Source organism: Mixta mediterraneensis (assembly GCF_014946725.1).
Taxonomy (GTDB): domain Bacteria; phylum Pseudomonadota; class Gammaproteobacteria; order Enterobacterales; family Enterobacteriaceae; genus Pantoea; species Pantoea mediterraneensis.
On record NZ_JACFXY010000004.1, the window covers coordinates 346,357 to 369,987 of the forward strand.

General features: G+C 52.5%; 22 protein-coding genes and 2 pseudogenes. 20 read left to right on the forward strand and 4 right to left on the reverse strand.

All coding sequences use genetic code 11. The annotated features are described in order from the left end of the window. Positions 1-14: 14 nt before the first annotated feature. From H2P46_RS10310 to H2P46_RS10340, 7 genes and pseudogenes are all read left to right on the forward strand, one after another. Positions 15-983, forward strand: coding sequence for an IS5 family transposase (locus H2P46_RS10310; protein ID WP_193403199.1), 969 nt, complete (start codon positions 15-17; stop codon positions 981-983). 56 nt (positions 984-1,039) lie between these two features. Next, a pseudogene (locus H2P46_RS10315) lies at positions 1,040-2,365 on the forward strand (sugar ABC transporter ATP-binding protein); the annotation flags it as partial. Between the two features lie 10 nt (positions 2,366-2,375). Beyond that, positions 2,376-3,359 (forward strand): ABC transporter permease subunit, encoded by a 984-nt coding sequence (locus tag H2P46_RS10320; protein ID WP_193404980.1) that lies wholly within the window; start codon positions 2,376-2,378, stop codon positions 3,357-3,359. A gap of 276 nt (positions 3,360-3,635) precedes the next feature. Then, positions 3,636-4,574, forward strand: a complete 939-nt coding sequence (locus H2P46_RS10325) for an ABC transporter substrate-binding protein (RefSeq protein WP_193404981.1) — start codon at positions 3,636-3,638, stop codon at positions 4,572-4,574. 46 nt (positions 4,575-4,620) lie between these two features. Beyond that, a complete protein-coding gene (locus H2P46_RS10330) occupies positions 4,621-5,304 on the forward strand; it encodes a D-lyxose/D-mannose isomerase (protein WP_193404982.1) in 684 nt (227 codons plus the stop codon). Positions 5,305-5,314: 10 nt separating this feature from the next. Next, on the forward strand, positions 5,315-6,175 hold the full coding sequence (locus H2P46_RS10335) for a ketose 1,6-bisphosphate aldolase (protein ID WP_193404983.1): 861 nt from the start codon (positions 5,315-5,317) through the stop codon (positions 6,173-6,175). A 1-nt stretch (position 6,176) separates the two neighbouring features. Beyond that, positions 6,177-7,229: a carbohydrate kinase family protein gene (locus tag H2P46_RS10340; RefSeq protein WP_193404984.1), complete on the forward strand. Its 1,053-nt coding sequence runs from the start codon at positions 6,177-6,179 to the stop codon at positions 7,227-7,229. Here H2P46_RS10340 and H2P46_RS10345 read toward each other — a convergent pair. Next, a complete protein-coding gene (locus tag H2P46_RS10345) occupies positions 7,166-7,909 on the reverse strand; it encodes a response regulator (RefSeq protein ID WP_193404985.1) in 744 nt (247 codons plus the stop codon). The two genes, H2P46_RS10340 and H2P46_RS10345, sit on opposite strands and share 64 nt — an antisense overlap. A 415-nt stretch (positions 7,910-8,324) precedes the next feature. Between H2P46_RS10345 and H2P46_RS10350 the strand changes: the two genes are divergently transcribed. Together H2P46_RS10350 and H2P46_RS10355 are read left to right on the forward strand one after the other, a co-directional pair. Next, on the forward strand, positions 8,325-9,623 hold the full coding sequence (locus H2P46_RS10350; RefSeq protein WP_202987416.1) for an NCS2 family permease: 1,299 nt from the start codon (positions 8,325-8,327) through the stop codon (positions 9,621-9,623). Between the two features lie 315 nt (positions 9,624-9,938). After that, the gene (locus H2P46_RS10355) at positions 9,939-10,481 is read left to right on the forward strand and encodes a hypothetical protein (RefSeq protein ID WP_193404986.1); all 543 of its coding nucleotides are present in this window, start codon (positions 9,939-9,941) and stop codon (positions 10,479-10,481) included. Between the two features lie 277 nt (positions 10,482-10,758). Here H2P46_RS10355 and H2P46_RS10360 read toward each other — a convergent pair whose 3' ends face one another. Next, positions 10,759-12,213, reverse strand: coding sequence for an AMP nucleosidase (locus H2P46_RS10360; RefSeq protein WP_193404987.1), 1,455 nt, complete (start codon positions 12,211-12,213; stop codon positions 10,759-10,761). 350 nt (positions 12,214-12,563) lie between these two features. Between H2P46_RS10360 and H2P46_RS10365 the strand changes: the two genes are divergently transcribed. The 10 genes and pseudogenes from H2P46_RS10365 (at position 12,564) to H2P46_RS23500 (ending at position 21,290) form a co-directional block, all read left to right on the forward strand. Then, complete coding sequence (locus H2P46_RS10365; RefSeq protein WP_193404988.1) at positions 12,564-13,679, forward strand: branched-chain amino acid ABC transporter substrate-binding protein; 1,116 nt, start codon at positions 12,564-12,566, stop codon at positions 13,677-13,679. A gap of 76 nt (positions 13,680-13,755) precedes the next feature. Next, the gene (locus tag H2P46_RS10370; protein WP_193404989.1) at positions 13,756-14,670 is read left to right on the forward strand and encodes an ABC transporter permease subunit; all 915 of its coding nucleotides are present in this window, start codon (positions 13,756-13,758) and stop codon (positions 14,668-14,670) included. Positions 14,671-14,680: 10 nt separating this feature from the next. Beyond that, positions 14,681-15,964, forward strand: a complete 1,284-nt coding sequence (gene livM / locus H2P46_RS10375; RefSeq protein ID WP_193404990.1) for a high-affinity branched-chain amino acid ABC transporter permease LivM — start codon at positions 14,681-14,683, stop codon at positions 15,962-15,964. Next, entirely contained in the window at positions 15,957-16,835 is an 879-nt protein-coding gene (locus H2P46_RS10380; RefSeq protein WP_193404991.1) for an ABC transporter ATP-binding protein, read from the forward strand. Before livM ends, H2P46_RS10380 begins: the two co-directional genes overlap by 8 nt. Continuing rightward, positions 16,828-17,565, forward strand: a complete 738-nt coding sequence (locus tag H2P46_RS10385; RefSeq protein WP_193404992.1) for an ABC transporter ATP-binding protein — start codon at positions 16,828-16,830, stop codon at positions 17,563-17,565. Before H2P46_RS10380 ends, H2P46_RS10385 begins: the two co-directional genes overlap by 8 nt. A gap of 119 nt (positions 17,566-17,684) precedes the next feature. Continuing rightward, a pseudogene (locus tag H2P46_RS10390) lies at positions 17,685-19,094 on the forward strand (EmmdR/YeeO family multidrug/toxin efflux MATE transporter). Positions 19,095-19,313: 219 nt separating this feature from the next. Further along, the gene (locus H2P46_RS10395; protein ID WP_193404993.1) at positions 19,314-19,466 is read left to right on the forward strand and encodes a hypothetical protein; all 153 of its coding nucleotides are present in this window, start codon (positions 19,314-19,316) and stop codon (positions 19,464-19,466) included. A gap of 670 nt (positions 19,467-20,136) precedes the next feature. Then, a complete protein-coding gene (locus H2P46_RS10400) occupies positions 20,137-20,289 on the forward strand; it encodes a hypothetical protein (RefSeq protein ID WP_193404994.1) in 153 nt (50 codons plus the stop codon). Between the two features lie 177 nt (positions 20,290-20,466). Next, a complete protein-coding gene (locus H2P46_RS23495) occupies positions 20,467-20,733 on the forward strand; it encodes a transposase (protein ID WP_476738966.1) in 267 nt (88 codons plus the stop codon). Positions 20,734-20,849: 116 nt separating this feature from the next. Then, on the forward strand, positions 20,850-21,290 hold the full coding sequence (locus H2P46_RS23500; protein ID WP_476738967.1) for a DDE-type integrase/transposase/recombinase: 441 nt from the start codon (positions 20,850-20,852) through the stop codon (positions 21,288-21,290). A 55-nt stretch (positions 21,291-21,345) separates the two neighbouring features. Here the strand turns inward: H2P46_RS23500 and H2P46_RS23505 are convergent, their stop codons facing one another. After that, positions 21,346-21,390, reverse strand: coding sequence for a hypothetical protein (locus H2P46_RS23505; protein ID WP_476738968.1), 45 nt, complete (start codon positions 21,388-21,390; stop codon positions 21,346-21,348). Between H2P46_RS23505 and H2P46_RS23510 the strand changes: the two genes are divergently transcribed. After that, on the forward strand, positions 21,381-21,554 hold the full coding sequence (locus tag H2P46_RS23510; RefSeq protein ID WP_476738969.1) for an integrase core domain-containing protein: 174 nt from the start codon (positions 21,381-21,383) through the stop codon (positions 21,552-21,554). The two genes, H2P46_RS23505 and H2P46_RS23510, sit on opposite strands and share 10 nt — an antisense overlap. 1,234 nt (positions 21,555-22,788) lie before the next feature. Here H2P46_RS23510 and H2P46_RS10410 read toward each other — a convergent pair. Continuing rightward, a complete protein-coding gene (locus H2P46_RS10410; protein ID WP_193404995.1) occupies positions 22,789-23,358 on the reverse strand; it encodes a DUF4142 domain-containing protein in 570 nt (189 codons plus the stop codon). Between the last annotated feature and the right edge of the window lie 273 nt (positions 23,359-23,631).

The window sequence follows — 23,631 nt, forward strand, 5'->3', positions numbered from 1 at the left end:
GAACTTTTGCTGAGTTGAAGGATCAGATCACGCATCCTCCCGACAACACAGACCGTTCCGTGGCAAAGCAAAAGTTCAAAATCACCAACTGGCCCACCTACAACAAAGCCCTCATCAACCGTGGCTCCCTCACTTTCTGGCTGGACGATGAAGCGACTCATGCCTGGTATGAGTCGGCAACGCCTTCATCACGGGGAAGACCTCAGCGCTATTCTGACCTTGCCATCACCACCGTCCTGATGATTAAACGCCTGTTCCGGCTGACCCTGCGGGCTGCGCAGGGTTTTATTGATTCCATTTTTGCCCTGATGAACGTTCCGTTGCGCTGCCCGGATTACAGCAGTGTCAGCAAGCGGGCAAAGTCGGTTAATGTCTGTTTCAAAACACCCACCCGGGGTGAAATCGCACACCTGGTGATTGATTCCACCGGGCTGAAGGTTTTTGGTGAAGGCGAATGGAAAGTCAAAAATCACGGCAAAGAGCGCCGTCGTACCTGGCGGAAGCTGCATCTGGCCGTTGACAGCAGAACACATGAAGTCATCTGCGCGGACCTGTCTCTGAACAACGTCACGGACTCAGAAGCTTTCCCGGGTCTTATCCGGCAGACACACAGAAAAATCAGGGCAGCCGCAGCAGACGGCGCTTACGACACCCGACTCTGTCACGATGAACTGCGGCGCAAGAAAATCAGTGCCCTCATCCCGCCCCGAAAAGGAGCGGGTTACTGGCCCGTAGAGTACGCAGACCGTAACCGTGCAGTAGCGAATCAGCGGCTGACCGGGAGTAATGCCCGGTGGAAATGGACAACAGATTACAACCGTCGCTCGATAGCGGAGACGGCCATGTACAGGGTAAAGCAACTGTTCGGAGGTTCACTGACGCTGCGTGATTACGATGGTCAGGTAGCAGAGGCTTTGGGCATGGTGCGTGCGCTGAATAAAATAACGAAGGCTGGTATGCCAGAAAGCGTGCGTATTGCCTGAAAACCCGGTCAGCTACAGAGTCACTCGTCCTGAAGCTGATTTATTCAACAAAGCCCATTTTAATTGATGGCAAAGTCTATGCGATTAAGGGACCCAAAGAGGCGCTGGCGGCAGGGATTACCCTGATTTATCAGGAAATTAATCTGGCACCTAATCTTACAGTGGCAGAAAATATTTTCCTTGGCAGTGAAATCTCTCAGGGCGGTATGGTGAAGCGGCGTCAAATGGCGGACGAGGCGCAGCAGGTAATTAACCGTCTTGGCGCGCAGTTCAGCGCTAACGATCGGGTGAGCCGATTAAGTATTGCTGAGCAGCAGGTAGAAATTGCCCGCGCATTGCATCGTAACAGCCGCATCCTGGTCATGGATGAGCCTACCGCCGCGCTGTCCAATCGTGAAACTGAACAGCTGTTTGCCTTAATCAAACGCCTGCGTAGCGAGGGCATGGCGATCATTTATATCAGTCATCGTATGGCGGAAGTGTATGAGCTGTCGGATCGCGTCAGCGTGCTGCGCGACGGACAGTATGTCGGCAGTCTGACGCGTGACCAGCTTAACGCCAGCGAGCTGGTGCGCATGATGGTGGGTAGACCCCTCAGCGACCTGTTCAATAAAGATCGCACTATTCCTTTCGGCGACATCCGCCTGGCAGTGAATCACCTCAGCGACGGCGGCAAAGTGCGTCCTGGCAGCCTGGCCGTGCGCGCCGGTGAAATTGTTGGTCTGGCAGGCTTAGTCGGCGCCGGACGCAGTGAACTGGCACAGCTGATTTTTGGTGTGCATCCGCCGAAAGAGGGCGAAATCTGGGTGGATGGTGAAAAGGTCAGCGTGCACTCACCACGCGATGCGATTGCCCGCGGTATTGGTTTCCTGACCGAAAACCGTAAAGAGCAGGGGCTGTTTCTGGAGATGGCGGCGCAGGAAAATATTGTGATGGCGACGCTGGAGCGTGACGCCAGCTACGGCCTGCTTAATCGTCGAAAAGGGCAGCAAATTGCCAGCAATGACATCGAAAATCTCAATATTCGCGTACCGAATGCACAGGTAAGAGCGGGCGGCTTATCGGGCGGCAATCAGCAAAAGCTATTGATTTCGCGTTGGGTCGCTATTGGGCCACGCATTTTGATCCTGGATGAACCCACGCGCGGCGTTGACGTGGGTGCCAAAAGTGAAATCTACCGCATGATGCAGCAAATGGCGCGTCAGGGTGTGGCGATTTTGATGATCTCCAGTGAACTACCGGAAGTGGTTGGCATGAGCGATCGTGTCTATGTGATGCGCGAAGGCGCCATCGCGGGTGAGCTGGAAGGCGAAGAGATTAGTCAGGAAAACATTATGACACTGGCAACCGGTGCGCACAGCGCATCCCCGCTTGAAGTGTAAGGAGAGCACCATGACAACATCTGGCACCCGCGCGAATACGCCGACAATGAAACGCGCTCTGATGAGCGATCTGCTGCAAACCGTCGGCATCTTACCGATTCTGATCCTGATCGTCGCGGTATTTGGTTTTGTTGCGCCGAACTTTTTTACCGAAGCTAACCTGCTAAATATTACCCGGCAGGCTTCGATCAATATTGTGCTGGCGGCGGGTATGACGTTTGTGATCCTGACCGGCGGCATTGACTTGTCGGTGGGATCCATGCTCGGCACGACCGCTGTAGTGGCGTTGGTGACATCGCTGGACCCCACGTTTGCTTCCATGACGATCCCGGTAGCGCTTGCCGCCGGGTTGGTGATGGGGCTATTTAATGGCGCTTTGGTGGCATGGGCTGGATTACCGCCGTTTATTGTCACGCTAGGCACCTACACCGCGCTGCGCGGCGCAGCTTATCTGCTGGCAAATGGCACCACGGTAATCAATTCGGATATTAATTTTGAATGGATAGGGAATGGCTACCTTGGCCCGGTGCCGTGGCTGATTGTCATTGCCTTTGCGGTGATTGCGCTGTGCTGGTTTATCCTGCGCCGCACCACGCTGGGTGTACACATTTATGCGGTAGGCGGCAATGTGCAGGCGGCGCGTCTGACCGGGATCAAAGTGGGCGCAGTGCTGTTGTTTGTTTATGGCATGAGCGGCTTGCTGTCGGGATTGGGCGGACTGATGAGCGCCTCACGCCTTTATAGCGCTAACGGTAATTTAGGTGTCGGTTATGAGCTGGATGCGATTGCGGCGGTGATTTTGGGCGGCACAAGTTTTGTGGGCGGTATTGGCACAATTACCGGCACGCTGATTGGTGCGCTGATTATCGCGACGCTGAATAACGGAATGACGCTGATGGGAGTGTCCTATTTCTGGCAACTGGTGATTAAGGGCGCGGTGATAATTATCGCGGTGCTTATCGATAAATACCGTACCAGGCACCATGTGAGCTGAACGCGCAGGGTTACTGATCGGACTGTTTATGTCGTTGTGTTCACGCCAATGGCTGACCGTCTGTCGGCTAACGGGCAACAGCAATAATGCCCTGGTATGAGCAAATAATTACCCTACGCCATTCAGCGGTTGGCGATCATAAATACCCAACATATTCCTGATGCAGAAAGGCGGCAAACGCATAAATCCCGGCGCTGAATGCTAAGTGAACCGGATGAATGGGAAGCCAGTGTCTCTGCACTGAAGTATGACGGGGGTAACAGCAGGAGAAGATCTATGCGTTTTAATCCGATTGTAACCGGGCTGCTGGCGGCGTCGCTGTTCAGCGCCAGCGTGGCTCAGGCGAAAGAGCTGAAATCTATCGGCGTGACGGTGGGCGATCTCGCTAATCCGTTCTTCGTGCAAATTACCAAAGGTGCGGAGATGAAGGCGCGCGAACTGGCGGGCGATAAAGTGAACGTTACGCTGGTCTCCAGTGGCTACGATCTCGGTCAGCAGGTTGGACAGATTGATAACTTTATCGCGGCAAAAGTCGATATGATTATCCTCAACGCCGCCGACTCCAAAGGCATTGCGCCTGCGGTAAAACGTGCGCGTGACGCCGGAATTGTTGTTGTTGCAGTCGATGTCGCCGCCGAGGGGGCTAACGCCACCATTACTTCGGATAACACACAAGCCGGGGAAATGGCCTGTAAATACATCTCCGATCGCCTGAAAGAAAAAGGCAGCGTCGTTATTATTAATGGTCCTCCGGTTTCGGCGGTGCAAAACCGCGTGGAAGGTTGTATGACTGAGTTCAAACGCCACCCCAATATTAAACTGCTCTCCTACAACCAGAACGCCAAAGGCAGCCGCGAAGGCGGACTGGAAGTGATGACCGGTTTGCTGTCGGCTAATCCGAAGATCGATGCGGTATTTGCTATCAATGATCCCACTGCGATTGGTGCCGATCTTGCAGCGAAACAGGCGCAGCGTAACGAATTCTTTATTGTCGGCGTGGATGGATCGCCCGACGGTGAAGAAGCGCTGAAACGTAAAAATTCGCTGTTTGTCGGGACGCCAGCGCAAGATCCGCAGGTGATGGCGGCGAAAGCGGTAGAAATTGGTTACGACATTCTGCAAGGCAAACCGGCGCCTGATAAACCAGTGCTGATTCCGGTCAGCATGATTGATCGCAATAACATCGGCAGCTACCGGGGCTGGACGGTGAAATAACCCGCATGCGGCATCTTACGGTGCCGCACTTTTCGGAGGTTCGACTATGCAACGTTCCGAAGTCAACGCCATTTTGCAACGGACGCGTGAGTTTTTCATGCGGCAGGATGTCCATTTGCCGCCCTGGGCGGATTATGGTCTTCATCAATGGCGCGAAGTTAATCGGGAAGCCGCTGAAGAATTACTGACGCTGCATCTGGGTTGGGATGTCACCAGTTTTGGCGAGGACGATTTCCGGCAAACCGGCCTGACGCTGTTTACCCTGCGCAATGGCTCGCCGGGTGGCAAGCCCTGGCACAAACCTTACGCCGAAAAGATCATGCACGTGCGCGAAGGGCAGGTAACGCCGATGCATTATCATCCGCAAAAAATGGAGGACATTATCAATCGTGGCGGCGGTAATGTGATCGTCACGCTGTATAACCGGGCTGGCGCGGGTCTGGCTGACACGCCGGTCAGCGTCACGCTGGATGGCATCAGCCAAACGCACGCTGCCGGAACCCAGCTGCGTTTATCGCCGGGCGAAAGCGTCACGCTGGAGCCGGGCATCTGGCATAGCTTTTGGGGCGAAGACGGTTTTGGTGATGTGCTGGTGGGTGAAGTTTCTATGCCCAATGACGACGAAAATGACAATGTATTTCTCACATCGCTGCCACGCTTCAATCCGGTTGATGAGGATGAAGAACCGCGCTGGTTGCTGTGCAATGAATACCGTCGCTGGCTGGCCTGAAGGAGTAAACATGGCATTGATATCTTTAGCGCAGGGCCTTGCTCATGCGCAACAATTCGGTTACGCGCTGGGTGCATTTAACGTTATCGATACTCACTTTCTGCGTGCGCTGTTCACCGCTGCCAGAAAACAGCGTTCGCCGTTTATCATCAATATTGCTGAAGTGCATTTTAAGTACATCACCCTCGATCACCTGGTCGAGGCGGTGCGCTTTGAAGCGGCAAAACATGCGATTCCTGTGGTACTGAACCTCGATCATGGGCTGCATTTTGACGCGGTGATGCAGGCGATTCGTCTCGGCTTTACCTCAGTAATGTTCGATGGTTCAACGCTGAGCTATGAAGAAAACCTGCGTCAGACGCGTGAAGTGGTGAAAATTGCCCATGCGGTAGGCGTGTCGGTAGAAGCAGAGCTTGGCGCGGTCGGCGGCGATGAAGGCGGCGCGCTGTTTGGTGAAGCCGACAGCGCAAAATTTACCGATCCGCAACTCGCCGCGGAGTTTGTGCGGGAAACGGGCATTGACACCTTAGCGGTGGCGATTGGCAACGCCCATGGCAAATACAAAGGCGAGCCGAAGCTTGATTTTGAGCGACTGGCGACCATACGTCAGCAAACGGGCGTACCGCTGGTGCTGCACGGCGGTTCAGGCATTAGCGACGACGATTTCCGCCGCGCTATTGAACTGGGCATTCATAAAATTAACTTTTACACCGGCATGTCACAGGCGGCGCTGGGGGCCATTGATCACTGCATGGCTTTGCGTCATTCCCGCTACGACGAATTTGCCGAAATGATGATGGCGGTAGAAAGCGCTATTAGCGACGTTGTGATGCAGCAAATGCAAATTTTTGGTAGCAGCGGGAGAGCCTGAGATGGCAGCGCGCAGCGGCATTTTGGCCGCCGGTATTATGCTGGTCGATTACGTTCACCGCATTAATCACTGGCCGCAACAGGGCTGGCTGGCGGAAATCAGTCACAGTGAAAAAGCGGCAGGTGGTGCGCCGCTTAACGTACTGTTGACGCTGTCGCGCATGCGATGTCAACTGCCATTGGCGGCAATTGGCTTACTTGGCGAGGATGCCGACGGTGATTTTTTAATACAGATAATGGACGAGGCGCAGATTAACCGGCGGTCAGTGCAACGCACCCGACAAATGCCCACCTCGACCAGTCAGGTGATGACCGCACCTGACGGCCAGCGTACATTCTTTTATGCGCCGGGCGCCAATCGTTTGCTGGATATTCAGCACGTTGATGCGCTGTACACACAGCATCGTATTTTCCATCTTGGCTATTTATTGTTACTGGAAAGCCTTGATCGGCAGGATGACGATTTTGGCACCCGCAGTGCTCACTTGCTGGCAAAGATGCAGCAATGCGGCTACCGGACGTCGCTGGATTTAGCGTCACGCGCGGGTGATTATCGCCCGCTGATTTTGCCATCCCTGCGCTGGCTGGATTATCTGGTGATTAACGAACTGGAAGCTGAGGCATTGACCGGCATCGCATTGCGTAACGCTAACGGCGTTCAGTCGCCAGCCGCGTTTGCTGTGGCCGCACAATGGCTGGCAGTGCAGGGCGTGCATCAGCGCGTGGTGATCCATGCTCCCGAAGGCGCATGGGTACAAGAAGTAAACGGTGCGGGTGTCTGGCAATCTGCCTGGCAACTGGCACCGGAAGAGATTGCCGGTAGCGTAGGCGCAGGCGATGCTTTTTGTGCCGGCGTGCTGTACGCCACACATCAGGGCTTTGATATGGTCAACACGCTTAAGCTGGCACATACCTGCGCCTGGTTTAATCTCCATGCCGCCAATGCCATTGACGGTATTCGCCCGCTGGATGAAATGCAGCGCTGGATGGATCAGGCAATCTGCGTGGAGAGCCGCGCTGCTTCTGGTTTCACCACATCAGCAGAGAAAACATAGCCGAGGCCGCGTATGGTGCGAATCAAAACTGGCTGATGCGGGTTGGTTTCGATTTTGCGGCGTAAACGCATGATCAGCACATCAATGGTGCGATCAAACACATCGAGACTTTCGCTGTGAGTTAATTCCAGCAGTTGATCGCGCGTCAGCACCTTACGCGCATGCTTAACCAGCGCACAGAGTAAGGTATATTCCCCCTGGGTTAACGGCACTGATTCACGTTGCGAATTGAACAACTGACAGCGCGCTTCATCTAATTGCCAGCCATTAAAGCGCCAGCCATCATTATCCGCTGCCTGCGGTGCCATACGGCCACAGCGACGCAAAGCTGCTTTAGTCCGCGCGACCACAACGCGTGGATTAAACGGTTTAGCAATATAATCATCCGCCCCCATTTCCAGACCGATCACCATTTCTGCTTCCGAACCCATGCCGGTCAGCATGATCACCAGTACGTCAGGACGCTGACGCTGTAACTGCTGCAACACCAGTAAGCTATTGGTGTCGGGTAGCATCATATCCAACATGACTAATGAGATGTCAGGATGCTGCGCCAGCATGGTTAGCGCCTCTTTTCCCTGATGACAGCTGTAAACCTTAAGTGCATGTTCACTTAGCACGTCCTGCAACACTTCGCAGACGGCACGATCGTCATCCACCACCAAAATCGCTGGCTTCATTGCGCGGCCTCAATGTTACGAAAGAGTTAATTTTGGAGTGTACACAGCTGTAAAAAGGCTGCTGATACCAGGAGCGGAAACGTGACCGGCGTCGCCTGGCAAAGCGACGAAGCGTGCGTTAGCGCAGAAATTTATGACATGTAAAAGGCTTTTCAGAACGCTATTTGCACAAAAAGAGGGCAATGCACCATAAGTGCGCCTTGTTTTGGTCCGGAAGCGTCTTGAGATGTGTTGAGCAAGGCCCGCCGCGCTGTGCAATTTATGGCATAGCAATTGCTAACTCCACAAGAGAAGGCGACAGGTTAAGGCGGAGGAGCATGCGACCGTCTGCGCCTTCTCAATTAAAACAACGCGCATGCAAAACAACACTGGCAAGGGACACGCACGGAAGTGATGTCTCCACTAATGAGAGATGATGATGTTAGATAAGTTCTTCAAGCTCAAAGCGCACAACACAACGATCCGCACGGAGATTTTCGCCGGAATTACCACCTTTCTTGCGATGGCTTACATCCTGTTTGTTAACCCCAGCATTCTTAGCGCGACCGGCATGGATAAAGGATCTGTATTCGTCGCCACCTGTCTGGCTGCGGCGATTGGTTCGCTGCTGATGGGCCTGATAGCTAACTATCCCATTGCGCTGGCACCAGGCATGGGGCTGAACGCCTTCTTTACCTATACCGTGGTACTGCATATGGGGTATAGCTGGCAAATAGCGCTGGGGGCGGTATTTCTGTCGGCGATTATTTTCTTTGCTTTATCCATTTTCAAAATTCGCGAATGGATTATTGCCAGTATTCCACCGCCGCTGCGTGCAGGCATTGCCGCCGGTATCGGTCTGTTCCTTGCGTTGATTGCGCTGGAGGGTGCAGGCATCGTGGTTGATAATCCTGCAACGCTGGTTGGCATCGGTGATTTGACCAAACCGGGCCCGCTGCTGGCGATGCTGGGCTTTATCATCATCGTGGTGCTGGAAGCGTATCGCGTAACCGGTGCGGTGTTGATTGGCATTCTTGTCATCACTTTTATTTCCATGGGCATCGGCCTGTCGCCGTTTGCGGGCATATTCTCTGCACCACCCTCCATTGCGCCAACCCTGATGCAGTTAGATATAGCGGGCGCATTTAACGTGGGACTGATTAGTGTAATTTTCGCTTTTCTGTTTGTTGATGTGTTTGATAACACCGGCACGCTGCTGGGTGTGACCAAACGCGCAGGATTAGCCGATGAGCAGGGCAACGTGCCGAAAATGGGACGTGCTCTGATTGCCGATAGTGCCGCCGCGCTGTTTGGTTCGCTGTTGGGGACGTCAACGACTACCAGCTATTTTGAATCGGCGGCAGGCGTCAGTGCAGGTGGACGTACCGGCTTAACCGCACTGGTGGTGGCGGTGCTGTTCCTGCTCAGCCTGTTTTTCTCGCCACTGGCTTCCAGTGTGCCGGTATTTGCTACCGCACCCGCGCTGCTGTTTGTTGCAGTGTTAATGGCATCTGGTCTGGCAGAAATTGACTGGAAAGACATCACCACCGCGGCACCGGTTACCGTAACTGCGCTGACTATGCCGCTGACCTATTCAATCGCCAACGGAATCGCTTTTGGTTTTATTACCTGGACGGTAGTGAAATTGCTGAGTGGCCGCACGAAGGAGATCAACGCGGCGCTGATGATTTTGTCGATCCTGTTTGTGATTAAGTTGGGCTGGTTAAGTGCTTAAGTAAAGATGACCGTTGCAGAAGCGCGGCGCTGCTGCAACGGATATGTTTTATCCTTCTTTATGACAACAATGACGTTTATTCCTACAGAGTCTCTTCTCATTACCTTTCAGTTTGCGCAGCCGATTCCAGGTTCTGCTTAAATTTTACCGGCCATGACAGTTTCAGCGCTACGATAGGCCATCGAAAATATTTTTCTGTTTTTTACCGAAATGGGGAATGCTTAATGGCTCACGCTCTGTTTCAATATCGCTGTCGATGGCTCTGGCCGCGCCGGTTATAAAGAGCTGGCCAGGCAGGTCAGCAGGAAGGACGTAATGGAATATTACTATGAAAAATTTGCGCGATGGGTCCCTTTAGCTATCAATGGGGATGGCCGTTGTGGAGGCGTCAGAATGGATAATCTAACCAAACATGTCGAAAACCTTGAGAAAGACGTCAATCAGATAAAGCGTGATTTGGCGGTGTTAACTGAGCGAGCAAACAGTTTTGCTATCAGCGTAGATTTGCAACGTATTCGTACACAACAAGTTGCGCTGCGTAGTGAATTACTGGAAAAGCTTAATCAGCTTGAGAAAAACACAGAAACCAGATTCGATAAAATAGATGGCGAATTTATCAAGATAGACGGGAAATTTGACAAGATAGACGAGAAGTTTGACAAAATAGACGAAGAGTTTATTAGGATAGACGGGAAGTTTGCCAAAATAGATGAGGAGTTTAGCAAGGTAGATAAGAGATTTGACAGGATGGAAGACAAATTTGACAGCCTTAACAACAGGATCCTCTGGACGTTAATGGTACCCGCTCTCGTTGCCGTGCTGGCCTGGTTTGTTAAAACGGCCATCCTTAAGATTTAATTTTGCGGCACTCGCCCTTCACGCTTTCGCTCTATAAACTTCTGCCTCCCGCTAAGCACCGCCGCCAGCTTAGGGGCGATAACTTATAGCGGTAGATATCGTCCGGCAAACATTATTCGGCAAACACTGTTGTTGTTTTGTCTGGCTTGATGAGGCAGCCGGTGCAAAGTGCCCGGCAAGCGCTAACGAGACCGCGCAGCGGTAAGCAGACTGGCCGAAAGCGCAGGCCAGCCATTGTCGCGTAGCAGTCTCTGGTAACCGTCCCGATCGCAAGGGTTTACCTGAATGGCGGTTCGTTAAATGTCCTTAATTTCCGTGAATGCAGTTTATCCCCTTCGGCTCTTAGCAGTTCTACTGCCTGGATGCCGATCTGCAAATGCTCGGAAATTGCGCCCTCATAAAAACGATTTGCCTGCCCAGGCAACTTAATCTCACCGTGCAATGGTTTGTCGGAAACGCACAGCAACGTGCCATAAGGAACACGGAAGCGATACCCCTGTGCAGCGATGGTGGCGCTTTCCATGTCTACCGCGACGGCACGGCTCAGATTGAAGCGCAGGGCAGAAGCGGAGTAACGCAATTCCCAGTTACGGTCATCGGTAGTAACGACCGTGCCGGTGCGCAATCGCTCCTTAACTTCTTCACCGGGCATACCGCTGACCGATTTGGTGGCGTCATATAATGCACGCTGGACTTCAGCAATGCTTGGGATAGGGATGTCCGGCGGCAGTACGCTGTCGAGCACATGGTCATCGCGCAGGTAAGCATGAGCCAATACATAATCGCCAATACGCTGACTTTCGCGCAGGCCACCGCAGTGACCAATCATCAGCCAGGCGTGTGGACGAATGACCGCCAGATGATCGCAAATAGTTTTGGCATTCGACGGGCCGACACCAATATTGATTAAGGTAATACCGCGACGATTTGGTGAGGTTAAATGCCAGGCAGGCATCTGGTGCTTTTTCCACGCTAAATCTGTCAGCATAGCATTGCTATCTGCCGTCTCTGCGGTAAGTACCACATCACCGGCGCAGGCCAGGCTGTCGTAAGGCGTATTTGGATCACGTACCTGCTCAATCGCCCAGCGTACAAACTCATCAACGTAGCGCGTGTAGTTAGTAAACAGGACAAACGGCTGAAAATGTCCAACTGCGGTGCCCGTGTAGTGGCGCAGGCGAGCCAGTGAAAAGTCAGTTCGCAGCGCATCAAAATGAGATAACGGGAACCCCGCCTCGGCGTGGAACAGACCGTCAGCGGTTTCATCACCAATCTGTGAAAGCTCTGTTGTCGGGAAATGGCGCGCGATACCCGCACTCATGGTGCGATCAAGGGTCAGATCTGAACCGTCAATCACATAGGGGAAAGGGATTTCCTGGCTGGAAGGACCCACTTCAATTTCAACTTCATACTCTTTTTCCAGCATCGCTAACTGCTCGGCGATGTAATGACGCAGCAGCGCCGGACGTGTAACAGTGGTGCTGTAACTGCCGGTATGCGTGAAACGTCCCCAGGCGCGGGTCCGGTTTTGCTGTGGGCCTTCGCCACGCCAGGTAATACGCAACTCCGGATAGACAAACAAACCCTGTGCCCGTGCGGTCTCGTCTGGCAGTGCCCCTTGCTCTGTAAACGCTTTGATGGCAGCACGCAGCGCGTTGACAGCCTCCTCATACAAGCGTTCCAGTGCATCCAGCGCCTGCTGGCTGGTCAATAATTTCCGTTGAGTTGGCATAAGTTCTCCTGGGGTTTTACAACGATTTCTCGTCAGCTTAGCGGGTTTGGCGTTGGCTTTGGTTAATAATCTGTGATCAACCGCATTTTGCACCAACATGGTGCTGGTGAGTTAGCCAAAGCGCTCTATCGTTAGTGATCAAGTGGACGCGAAATACACAAAAGCCCCCGCGTTTACCCTTCAGGGAAAAATCTCGTCATAGAAAGTGATTTGTGGCGAGTTTATTGCTTAGGAATTAACCGTGGCCATTCTGGCTACAGAATGTTCTCAAAGTGCTCTCCGATAAGCGTATTCAGAAACTGGTTTCTCTCTATTTGGCATTCGCTCTTAACCGTGTTGAGGATGACAGCATGTCTGTGAAATTGATCAAGTTACCAATGAAACTCGTCATAGTGGGATGTTTAACCACTGCATTTTATGCACAGGCCGATATAAAAATTGGCGTGGCCGGACCATTTTCAGGCCCTAATGCCACTTATGGTGCGCAATACTGGAAAGGTGCGTCGCAAGCCGCTGAGGACATTAACGCGGCGGGCGGCGTTAATGGCGAGAAGATTGTGCTAGTGCAGGGTGATGATGCCTGCGAGCCCAAGCAGGCGGTTTCTGTGGCGAACCGTTTAGTCGATCAGGATAAAGTGATGGCGGTGGTGGGCCACTTCTGTTCTTCCTCCACCATGCCAGCTTCTGAGGTGTATGACGAAGCGGGCGTATTAGCCATTACGCCAGGCTCGACTAACCCACAAATCACCGAGCGTGGCATGAAAACGATGTTTCGTATGTGTGGTCGCGACGACCAGCAGGGCGCGATTGCCGCCAGTTACATACTCGATACGCTGAAAGCTAAGAAAGTGGCGGTGATTCATGACAAAGATACCTATGGCCAGGGCTTAGCGGATGCCACTAAAGCGGCGCTGGAAAAACGCGGCGTAAAAGAGGTGATGTATGAAGGGCTGTCGCGTGGCGAGAAAGATTTCAATGCGTTAGTGACGAAGATCGCTCAGGTTAATCCTGATGTGGTCTATTTTGGCGGCTGCCATCCCGAAGCCGGACCGCTGGTGCGCCAGATGCGTGAGCAGGGCGTGAAGGCCAGCTTTTTCTCTGGCGACTGTATTGTCATCGAAGAGTTAGTCACCGCTGCTGGTGGGCCACAGTATACCAAGGGCATTTATATGACCTTCGGTAACGATCCGCGTCAAATTCCTGACGGTAAAGCAGTTATTGAGAAGTTCCGGGCCGGTGGATTCGAGCCAGAAGGCTACACGCTGTATGCGTACGCTTCGATTCAGGCTATCGCCGCGGCTTATAAGGGTGCGGGTAAAGATAACGAAAAAGCCAGCGACTGGTTGAAAGCGAACACCGTCGATACGGTGATGGGTAAAAAATCCTGGGACAGTAAAGGCGACCTGAAAGTCTCCGATTACGTCATCTACCAATGGGATGACAAAGGTAAATATCACCAACTCTGACCGATCGTGCCCCGCTTCACGGCGGGGCGATTTTTCTTTGGGTCTGCGTATAGACCCTCTGCGGTGAGACTTCCCTATGGACGCTTTTTTTCTGCAGCAAATGATCAACGGCCTGACGTTGGGTGCGGTTTATGGCCTGATCGCCATCGGCTACACCATGGTTTACGGAATTATTGGCATGATCAACTTCGCCCATGGCGAAGTCTATATGCTTTCAGCTTATCTCTGCGCCATTGGCCTGGCATTGCTTTCTTTCTTTGGCATTCACTCTTTTCCGCTGCTGATTTTTGGCACGCTGCTATTCACTATCGTCGTAACGGCAGTTTATGGCTGGACCATTGAACGCATCGCCTATCGTCCGCTGCGTAACTCCACACGTTTAGCGCCGCTGATTTCGGCGATTGGCATGTCGCTGATCCTGCAAAACTATGTACAAATCAGTCAGGGACCGAACCAGCAAGGCGTGCCGACGCTGTTAACTGGCGTGCTGCGCATGGACTTTGCTGGCGGCGTGGTGCAGATCACCTGGACCAAAGTCTTTATTCTGATCGCAGCGGCGTGTGGCATGGCACTGCTGACCTGGATAATTCAGCGCACACGGCTGGGGCGCATTTGCCGGGCGGTGCAGCAGGATCGGCGTATGGCGGCCATCCTCGGCATCAATACCGATCGCGTGATTTCACTGGTATTTGTGATTGGCGCGGCAATGGCGGGACTGGCCGGTGTATTGGTAACGATGAACTACGGCACCTTTGATTTCTATGCGGGATTCATTATTGGCATCAAAGCCTTTACCGCCGCCGTGCTGGGCGGCATCGGTTCGCTGCCGGGCGCGATGTTAGGCGGCCTGCTGTTGGGCGTAGCGGAAGCGCAGTTTGCCGGGCTGGTGAACTCTGATTACAAAGACGTGTTCTCTTTTGCCTTGCTGGTGGTGATTTTGATTTTTCGCCCGCAGGGTTTGCTGGGACGTCCGCTGGTAGCGAAAGTATGAGGACACAGGCATGAGTGAAGCCATCCAGGGGATTAATCTGCGGCATACGCTGCGTGAAACGGTACTGTCCGGGTTGATTGCCTTTATTGTATTTGGGCCAATTGTTGGCGTGGTATTAGACGGGTATCAGTTCCAGCTCCAGCCAAAGCGCGTGACGTTATTGGTGATGACGGTGATGATCGGACGTTTGCTGTTTAGCCTGTTTATGCAAACCGTGCCGGGCAAAAAACTGCTGCGTAAATTCGAGGGGGTGGACGATGGCGTCTATGTACGTGAACCCGGCTATCGTTCACGGTTGCGATGGATTATTCCGCTACTGCTAATCGCCGCCTGTATTTTTCCGGTATTCTCCAGCAAATACCTGTTAACGGTGGCGATTCTTGGGCTGATTTATGTGCTGCTCGGCCTTGGATTGAATATCGTTGTGGGTCTTGCCGGATTGCTGGATCTGGGTTACGTGGCTTTTTATGCCATAGGCGCCTATGGCCTGGCTTTGGGGTATCAGTATCTTGGCCTGGGTTTCTGGAGCATGTTGCCGCTGGCGGCGCTAATGGCGGCCTGTGCCGGGGCGCTATTGGGTTTTCCGGTGCTCCGCATGCACGGCGATTATCTGGCGATTGTCACGCTGGGCTTTGGTGAAATTATCCGTCTGGTATTAAACAACTGGCTCGATTTTACCGGTGGGCCAAACGGTGTTTCCGTGCCATCACCGACCTTTCTTGGCCTGGAGTTCGGTCGTCGGGCCCGTGAGGGCGGCGTGCCGTTTCATGAATTTTTTCATCTCAGCTACAACCCCAACCTGAAATTCATCTTTATCTACGCCGTGTTGATTCTGGTGGTATTGCTGGTGCTGTTTATTAAACATCGCCTGACGCGTATGCCGGTTGGTCGCGCGTGGGAAGCGCTACGCGAAGATGAGATCGCCTGTCGCGCCATGGGGTTAAATCACGTCCTGGTTAAACTGTCGGCGTTTATGCTTGGCGCTTCCACAGCCGGCATTGCCGGGGTATTTTTTGCCAGCTATCAGGGTTTTGTTAATCCTACGTCGTTCACCTTTTTTGAGTCTGCGCTGATTCTGGCGATTGTGGTTCTGGGCGGCATGGGTTCGACGCTCGGGGTGGTTTTAGCGGCGTTTGTGCTGACCGTCGCGCCAGAATTATTACGCAGCTTCGCCGAGTACCGCGTGTTGCTGTTTGGCATGTTGATGGTGTTGATGATGATTTGGCGTCCACGCGGATTGGTGCGTACCAGCCGCGTTGGCGTGCCGCTACGCAAAGGAGTTCGCCATGAGTGATGCAATTTTGCAGGTGGATAATTTGATGATGCGTTTCGGCGGCATCAAGGCATTAAATGATGTCAGCCTGAAGGTAGAGCGCGGCTCAGTGACCTCGCTGATCGGGCCAAACGGGGCGGGAAAAACCACGGTATTTAATTGCTTAACGGGTTTTTACCGCGCCAGCGGCGGGCGGATTCAACTTTATGCTAATCAACGATCAACCGATGTCATTCAGGTGCTGGGTGAGAAGATCGCGCCTGGCGACTGGATAAATCCAGCGCGCCTCAGTACACGCGTCTGGTACAAAATGTTTGGTGGCGCGCACCTGGTGAATCGGGCAGGGCTGGCACGCACTTTTCAAAATATCCGGCTATTCCGTGAAATGTCAGTGATTGAAAACCTGCTGGTGGCGCAGCATATGCTGGTGAATCGCAATTTACTGGCGGGTGTGTTCAATACGCGCGGTTATCGGGAGGCGGAAAACCGCGCGCTGGATCGGGCATTTTACTGGCTGGAAATGGTTAATCTGATTTCCGCAGCAAACCGGCTCGCTGGCACGCTTTCGTATGGCCAGCAACGGCGTCTGGAAATAGCGCGCGCGATGTGTACGCAACCTGAATTGATTTGCCTCGACGAGCCTGCAGCGGGGTTAAACCCGGTGGAAACCGATGCGCTCAGTGCCATTCTGCACCGACTGCGCGCCGAGCTCCGCATTAGTGTGCTGCTGATTGAGCATGACATGCCAATGGTCATGCGTATTTCCGATCACATTGTAGTGCTCGACCACGGCGATGTCATTGCCCAGGGAACGCCGCAGCAAATCCGCCATGATGCGCGGGTGATAGCCGCCTATCTTGGCGCGGACGATGAGGAAAACGCGTATGGCTGATCTGTTAGCGTTTGATGCGGTGGATGTTTTTTACGGCCCGCTGCAGGCCCTGAAAGGCGTTTCTCTGACGGTGGAAGAGGGCGAAATCGTGGCATTGATTGGTGCCAACGGTGCGGGGAAATCCACGTTGCTGATGTCAATTTTTGGGCAGCCGCGTATCGCCAGTGGTGAAATTCGCTTTCGCGGCGAACCGATCAGCCATAAATCCACCCATTTTATTGCCGCCAGCGGTATAGCGCAGGCACCGGAAGGACGGCGTATTTTTGCTGATATGACCGTGGAAGAAAATTTGCAAATGGGCACCATCGCCATCGGCAATCGTCACCAGAAACACGATCTGGAACGTATGTATACGTTATTTCCACGCTTGCTGGAGCGGCGTAAACAGCGGGCAATGACGTTATCGGGTGGCGAACAGCAGATGCTGGCGATCGCGCGTGCTTTAATGAGTCGTCCTGGTTTGCTGCTGCTGGATGAACCCAGCCTGGGATTAGCACCGATAGTGGTTAAGCAAATTTTTACTATTCTGCGTGAATTAACCGCGCAAGGGATGACGCTGTTTCTGGTGGAGCAGAATGCGCGTCACGCTCTGCAACTCGCCGATCGCGGTTACGTGATGGTGAATGGTGAAATTCGCTTAAGCGGGAGCGGAGCAGAATTGCTAAATAATGAAGAAGTGCGCAGTGCCTATCTGGGCGGCGGAACCGTTGGCGGTACAAAAAGTTTGTAATAATGATTAAACAGAGCGAGGAAACACTTTGCATAAATCCTTGCTCACTATCATCATTAAAACTCCTGTCCAGTCTCTTCTGAATTGGTAATCCCTTGCAAAATCCCGGCGTAGCAGTGATGCAGGCGATCAAGCGCACGGCGTGGTATCCCAAACGTCGCACTTATCGCACGCTGTATTGGCGTGAAATTTCGCCATTAGCGGTGCCCATCTTTATTGAAAACCTTTGCGTGCTGTTGATGGGCGTCTTGAGCACCTTCCTGGTTAGCTGGCTGGGAAAAGAAGCGATGGCTGGCGTGGGTCTGGCCGACAGTTTCAACATGGTGATCATCTCTTTCTTTGCCGCTATCGATCTTGGTACAACGGTGGTTGTAGCCTTCAGCCTGGCGAAGCGCAACGGCAAACGTGCGCGTGCTGCCACGCGCCAGTCATTAACCATGATGACGATATTGTCGTTTATGCTGGTGATTGCCATTGAATTCTGGGGGCATCTGTTTATTGATGCCATTGCCGGTGCGGCGGAGCCAAAGGTAAAGGAACTGGCGTTGAGTTACCTGCAAATTTCGGCGTGGAGTTATCCTGCTGCGGCGATCACCCTGATTGGCAGCGGCGCGTTGCGCGGCGCAGGTAATACCAAAATACCGCTGTTGATTAATGGCGGCATGAATATCCTGAATATTATTATCAGTAGCGTGCTGATTTACGGCTGTTTTTCATGGGGCGGATTAGGCTTTATCGGGGCGGGATTAGGCTTAACCCTCACCCGTTATATTGGCGCGATTGCCGTGATTTATGTGCTAATGATTGGTTTTAACGCTTCGCTGAAGATCTCCCTGAAAAGTTATTTTCGTCGCTGGAACAGCAATATTTTATTTGAAGTGCTGAGTATCGGCGTGCCTGCCAGTATCGAATCGGTGCTGTTTAACGGGGGCAAACTGCTGACGCAGGTCTTTGTGGCAGGTATGGGAACCAGTGAAATTGCCGGTAACTTTATCGCGTTTTCCATCGCCTCGCTGATTAACCTGCCAGGCAATGCGCTGGGATCAGCATCAACGATCATTACCGGTACGCGGCTCGGGAAAAATCAGGTGTTTCAGGCGCAGCGCCAGGTCCGGCATGTTTTCTGGCTGGCGACGATATGCCTGACCGGCATGGCTTTGCTGACGGTGCCACTGGCTGGCATTCTGGCGCGTTTTTATACCCGCGACCCGTAAGTGATCACCGTAACGCAGCATTTGATTTGGCTGAACGCGTTATTTATGCCGATTTGGGCAGCCTCCTGGGTGTTGCCTGCCGGGCTAAAGGGCGCACGCGACGCGCGTTATACCATGTATGTTTCGATGTTCAGCATGTGGTGTGCCCGCGTGGTTGCCGGTTATCTGCTGGGGATCGTGCTTGGCATGGGGGTGGTTGGCGTCTGGCTGGGCATGTTCCTTGACTGGGCGGTGCGCGGCATTTTTTTCTGGTGGCGGCTAAACAGCGGTAAATGGCTGAACAATTACCGGAAGATGGTGGCGAAAAGCGGGTAAGCGCTGATGGACCCTTCTGGCGCGTTCATGCTTACTTCGCTGATGCGAAAATCAGCCATGCGCTATGAAAATAATGAGCAGGATACGCGCCATAGCCGCAGCGATAAAAACACAGGCATCGCTTAGCTAATTTTTGATAAAGCAGTGCAGAAATTGATGGTTCTGTTCGACATGTAAAACCGGTTAACTCAGATCATTAACCCGTAAGGAGAAAGTGAGATGAAGCGACTTAAAGCATGGTTTGAAGCGTGGCTGACGGCTGGTATGTTAACAACAGCAGAGTCCGAACAGGATAATGAATGGCTGCTCTCCCTGAGCCAGCTGTATGGCGTAGAGCATTATCCGGCGCTTCATCGCTATCATGAAAAATAGTGGCTGCATGCGGGGCATTTGCGTAACCTTGACAGGTAACTGAATTGGGAGGCATTGTCTTTCCGCCAGGTCCTGCGATGTGCGTCAGACCGAAGAAATTATTGTACATAGCGTGGCGCACGCACTGGGGCTGATGGATCTGCCTCCCGCTGGGGCGACAATGTGAATTTAATGACCAAAAGTCATCGATCGTCATGACGGAACCGTCTGTCAATGGTTCGGCCCGTTTCTTTGGGTAGCAATTCCAGATTATGTGTAGACGCGCGCATTTTAGCTTTTGGGCAGGGTTTTCACGCAGCCGTTGCCATAAGCGAAAATTTATGTGTAAGCGACAATCCAGCTTTAGGGGCGCCCTATGCGGCCTTCGGCGCGTTCTACTTCCTCATTTCGGCGATCTGGCTGACTGTCAAAAATGTCCGCCAGCGATCCGCACTCGTCGACTGAATGGCTCTACCCGTCGGACAGTAGCATTGTCCGAGCCAGGGCGGTCAGGTGGCATCTGGCGCACCCCTACTGGTGTTTCGAGACCTTTCGCTGCTGCACCGCCTGAACCAGGCTGTTTTCGAGCCGTCCTTTGGCTACTTGTTAAACGCGAACTACGAGGCTGTAGGATCAGCCAGACGCGGTCTTATCAGCTCTCTGCCGATGACGTGCCTGACTAACGGGGCTTATGTCGATTTGCGCGCTTCTCACGGTACTGGAACCGCTGGCCGGGTTGGGCCTGAGTAGCATCACAGGATTAGCGCAAGTTGAAGCGGAAGAGTTTGTCTCCAGCCCCATCGGGTATGTCCGTATTCCAACGCCGTGCGTGACAATATCGTAAGTGGAACGATCGTTTTACTTTTGCAACCCAGGAATCACGAGAGCGTAGCATCCTCAGCTATTGAAAAATCACGCTAAAGGCGTGTGCGTGATGGGGAGTTTTATCTCGGTAATCCTCCCGAAAATCCGGTGTGTTGATAGGTAGAATTTTCTCGTAATCTGAACCGGGGAGATACCTATGAAAAAATCACGTTTTACTGACAGCCAGATCATGCCCATCCTGAAACAAGCCGAGGCCGGAACGCCAGTGGCTGAACTGTGCCGCGAACACGGCATGAGCAGTGCCAGCTTCTACAAATGGCGCTCGCGCTATGGCGGGACGGATGCCTCCATGATGGCCCGCCTGAAAGAGCCGGAAGACGAAAACCGCCGCCTCAAAAAAATGTATGCCGAAGAACGCTTTAAAGCGGAAAACATTCAGGAGGCCATGGCAAAAAAGTGGTGAAGCCATCGCACCGAAAGCAGATGGCACAGGACGCGGTCAGAAGCCGAAGCGTCAGTATACGTTTTGCCTGCCCGTTGTTTGTTGTCAGCGAAAGTTGCTGTCGCTATCAGCCTCAGATGAATGAAGAAAATACCGTCATTGCCGACTGGCTGCTTCGCATCACTGACAGCCAGCGCAACTGGGGATTTGGCCTGTGCTTTTTGTACCTGCGTAACGTAAAAGGCTTCCGGTTCAACCACAAAAGGGAGTACCGAATTTACTGCGAGTTGTCGCTGAATATGCGAATAAGGCCGAAAAAACGACTGAAGCGGGATAAGCCCGAACCGCTGGCGGTGCCTGAAAGCAGCAATGAATGCTGGTCAATGGGCTTCATGCATGATCAGCTGTCGGATGGTCGTTCTGTCCGTTTACTGAATGTTATCGATGATTTTAATCGTGAGGCACTGGCCATTGAGGTGGATTTTTCCCTGCCGGCAAGTCGGGTAGTCAGGACGCTGGCTCAACTCATTGAATGGAAGGGAAAACCAGCAGCCATTCGGTGTGATAACGGGCCATAATACACAGGTAAGCTACTGATGTCATGGGCGGAACGGCAGAATATAGTGCTTCACTTTATTCAGCCCGGAAAACCTCAGCAGAACGCTTATATTGAGCGATATAACCGGACGGTGCGTTATGACTGGCTGGGGCAGTATCTGTTTTCCTCACTGGATGAATTGCAGGACTATGCCACGCGGTGGCAATGGTTTTATAATCACGAGCGTCCGAATATGGCGTTAAATGGCTACACGCCGATGCAGCATATTCAGCGCATAGCCTGATTCTACTGATTGCCTCCGTTAAAAATGGGGGGATTACCCAAAAACTGGCGATTTTCTTCACTCATTATGTATCTCCGTAACGGATTATGAATCCTGACGTGCGGCCTTCAGAATATCGGAGAGACCACGGGCTAGCAGCTGGCGCGGCGCGCTGGGATACCGCTCACCACGGGAATATATACGCGGGAAGCTATCGCAACCGTAAGAGAGTAAAGGCGTCTGGATATATAGGGTCAAATCCAGATGGTGATTAGTCAATCAAAGATGCTGAGCATTCAGGATGGATTCTTATATCTTGCTATTATTGCAGTGGTTGCAGCATTGTTCTCTCTGTGGCAGAAAAAAATATGACCTTCAATTTGGGCAAATATGACAATTCATTTTGATAGTGAGCTGGCCACAGCAGGCAGTAGCAGAGAATAAGAACAGTCACATTTTCGTGAGTTGGCTAAATTGCGTAAATCTCTGTCCTGTATGGATAAGGAAAGAAATGGGATCTGAGTTTAGCTTTCGGGTACCAGACCAATAAGTTTATAAACATGGTGTTGAGCTATGTTTGAGCCATCGCAGAACGGGTTCACTGAGCGCTAACGGACGTTTTCTCGATAGATGCCTTCTGAATATTGGTTCAGGTCTATCATCCGCGCCTGAGTACATTTCAGTTAAATATATTAATCAAAAAGATAGCGTTAACTGGATACTGCCTATGCGCCCGAGCGTAAGGAAAAAGTTGTTGCTCATCCTGTCCACCGGAGCATAAAAATAAGTCTCTGCAGGTTAATGCGCGCGGTCTTAGGAATTGAGTTTTGCGATGCTTCAGGATACTGGAACGCCATCACGCACTCGATTTCAGGTGTGATGGCGCTTGACACAATGACTGGGTTTAAAATAACAAAATCAATAAGTTGCCAAAGATAATTTCAGATGTCCGGCGCAGGGCAACGTTCAAATTTCCACTAAGTGCCAAAACGGTCCTTCGCAATGTTTGCGCCATGCAGCCTATCGAACGACTGCTTCGGGTCAATTGTAGTCGTCAACACATAGAGTGAGTGTCAGCTTGCGACTGCACATAGGCGAGCATCGATCGGCACGCTTATAGTAAATGTCGGCCCACGTTCTACAACACTGACACTCCCCGCCGTGACTTTCTGTAACACTTTGAATAAAGGTAGTCCAGGTCACAGGACCGTGTGCCCACCGAGTAAACTATTTACTTACCTGCTGGCATGCCTGATTACATCGACATCTGTTGGGCGGTCTTTAGGTGCTGCTCAACAACTGGCGTGTGCGCGTCGGCCAGGGTCTTCACATCCGGATCCTTGATTTTTCTGGAGTCACTCTGCAGCGTCGACAGCACCATCTTGTGGTCCTTGGTGCCAGCGTTTTCCATATACATCTTGTCAAATGCGGCGCCGCTCTGCTTTTCCAGCTTGGCGGCCATGGCCTTGTGTTTGGCGTCCGGCTCAGTCGGCAGTGCCACGCCCTTTTGCTGGGCGACCGCCTGTACTTTGGTCAAGGCATCGCCGTGGTCTTTGACCATCTGCTGAGCAAATGTTTTGACGTCGCTGCTTTGGGCCTTGCTCAGCGCGATCCTGGCGGCGGCGACTTCATTGATATCGGCCTGCGCCATGTCTTTCAACGCTTTTTCGTCGCCGGAGCTAAGTCTGGCGCTCGATCCGGTCTGGCCTATGGGGCTATTCTGCGCGGCGCTCGTCGGCGTCTGGGCTTGCACGCCAACAGTGCTGAACATAACTGCTACTGCCGATACGGCTAGCAGTCCTTTTAAGGTTTTACTCTTTTGCATTTTGTTCTCCTGATGGTCATGGGTAAGGTTGGCGTTAGGTGATTAACCGTGCGCAGCCTCGTATGTAAATTACAACTGCCATGATCAGTATAGGATCAACGATTTGAGACAGCAGTTTAAGTTATGGTCTTCAATGGAGGACGGCAGCAAATGACGGAAGCAAAGAAACGGAAATTGCACAGCGCGGAGTTCAGGGCGAAGGTCGCATTGGAGTCATCCCTTTCACGAACGTGCGCAACTCATCCGGTGGGCCATGAGCGCCAGTGTCAATAC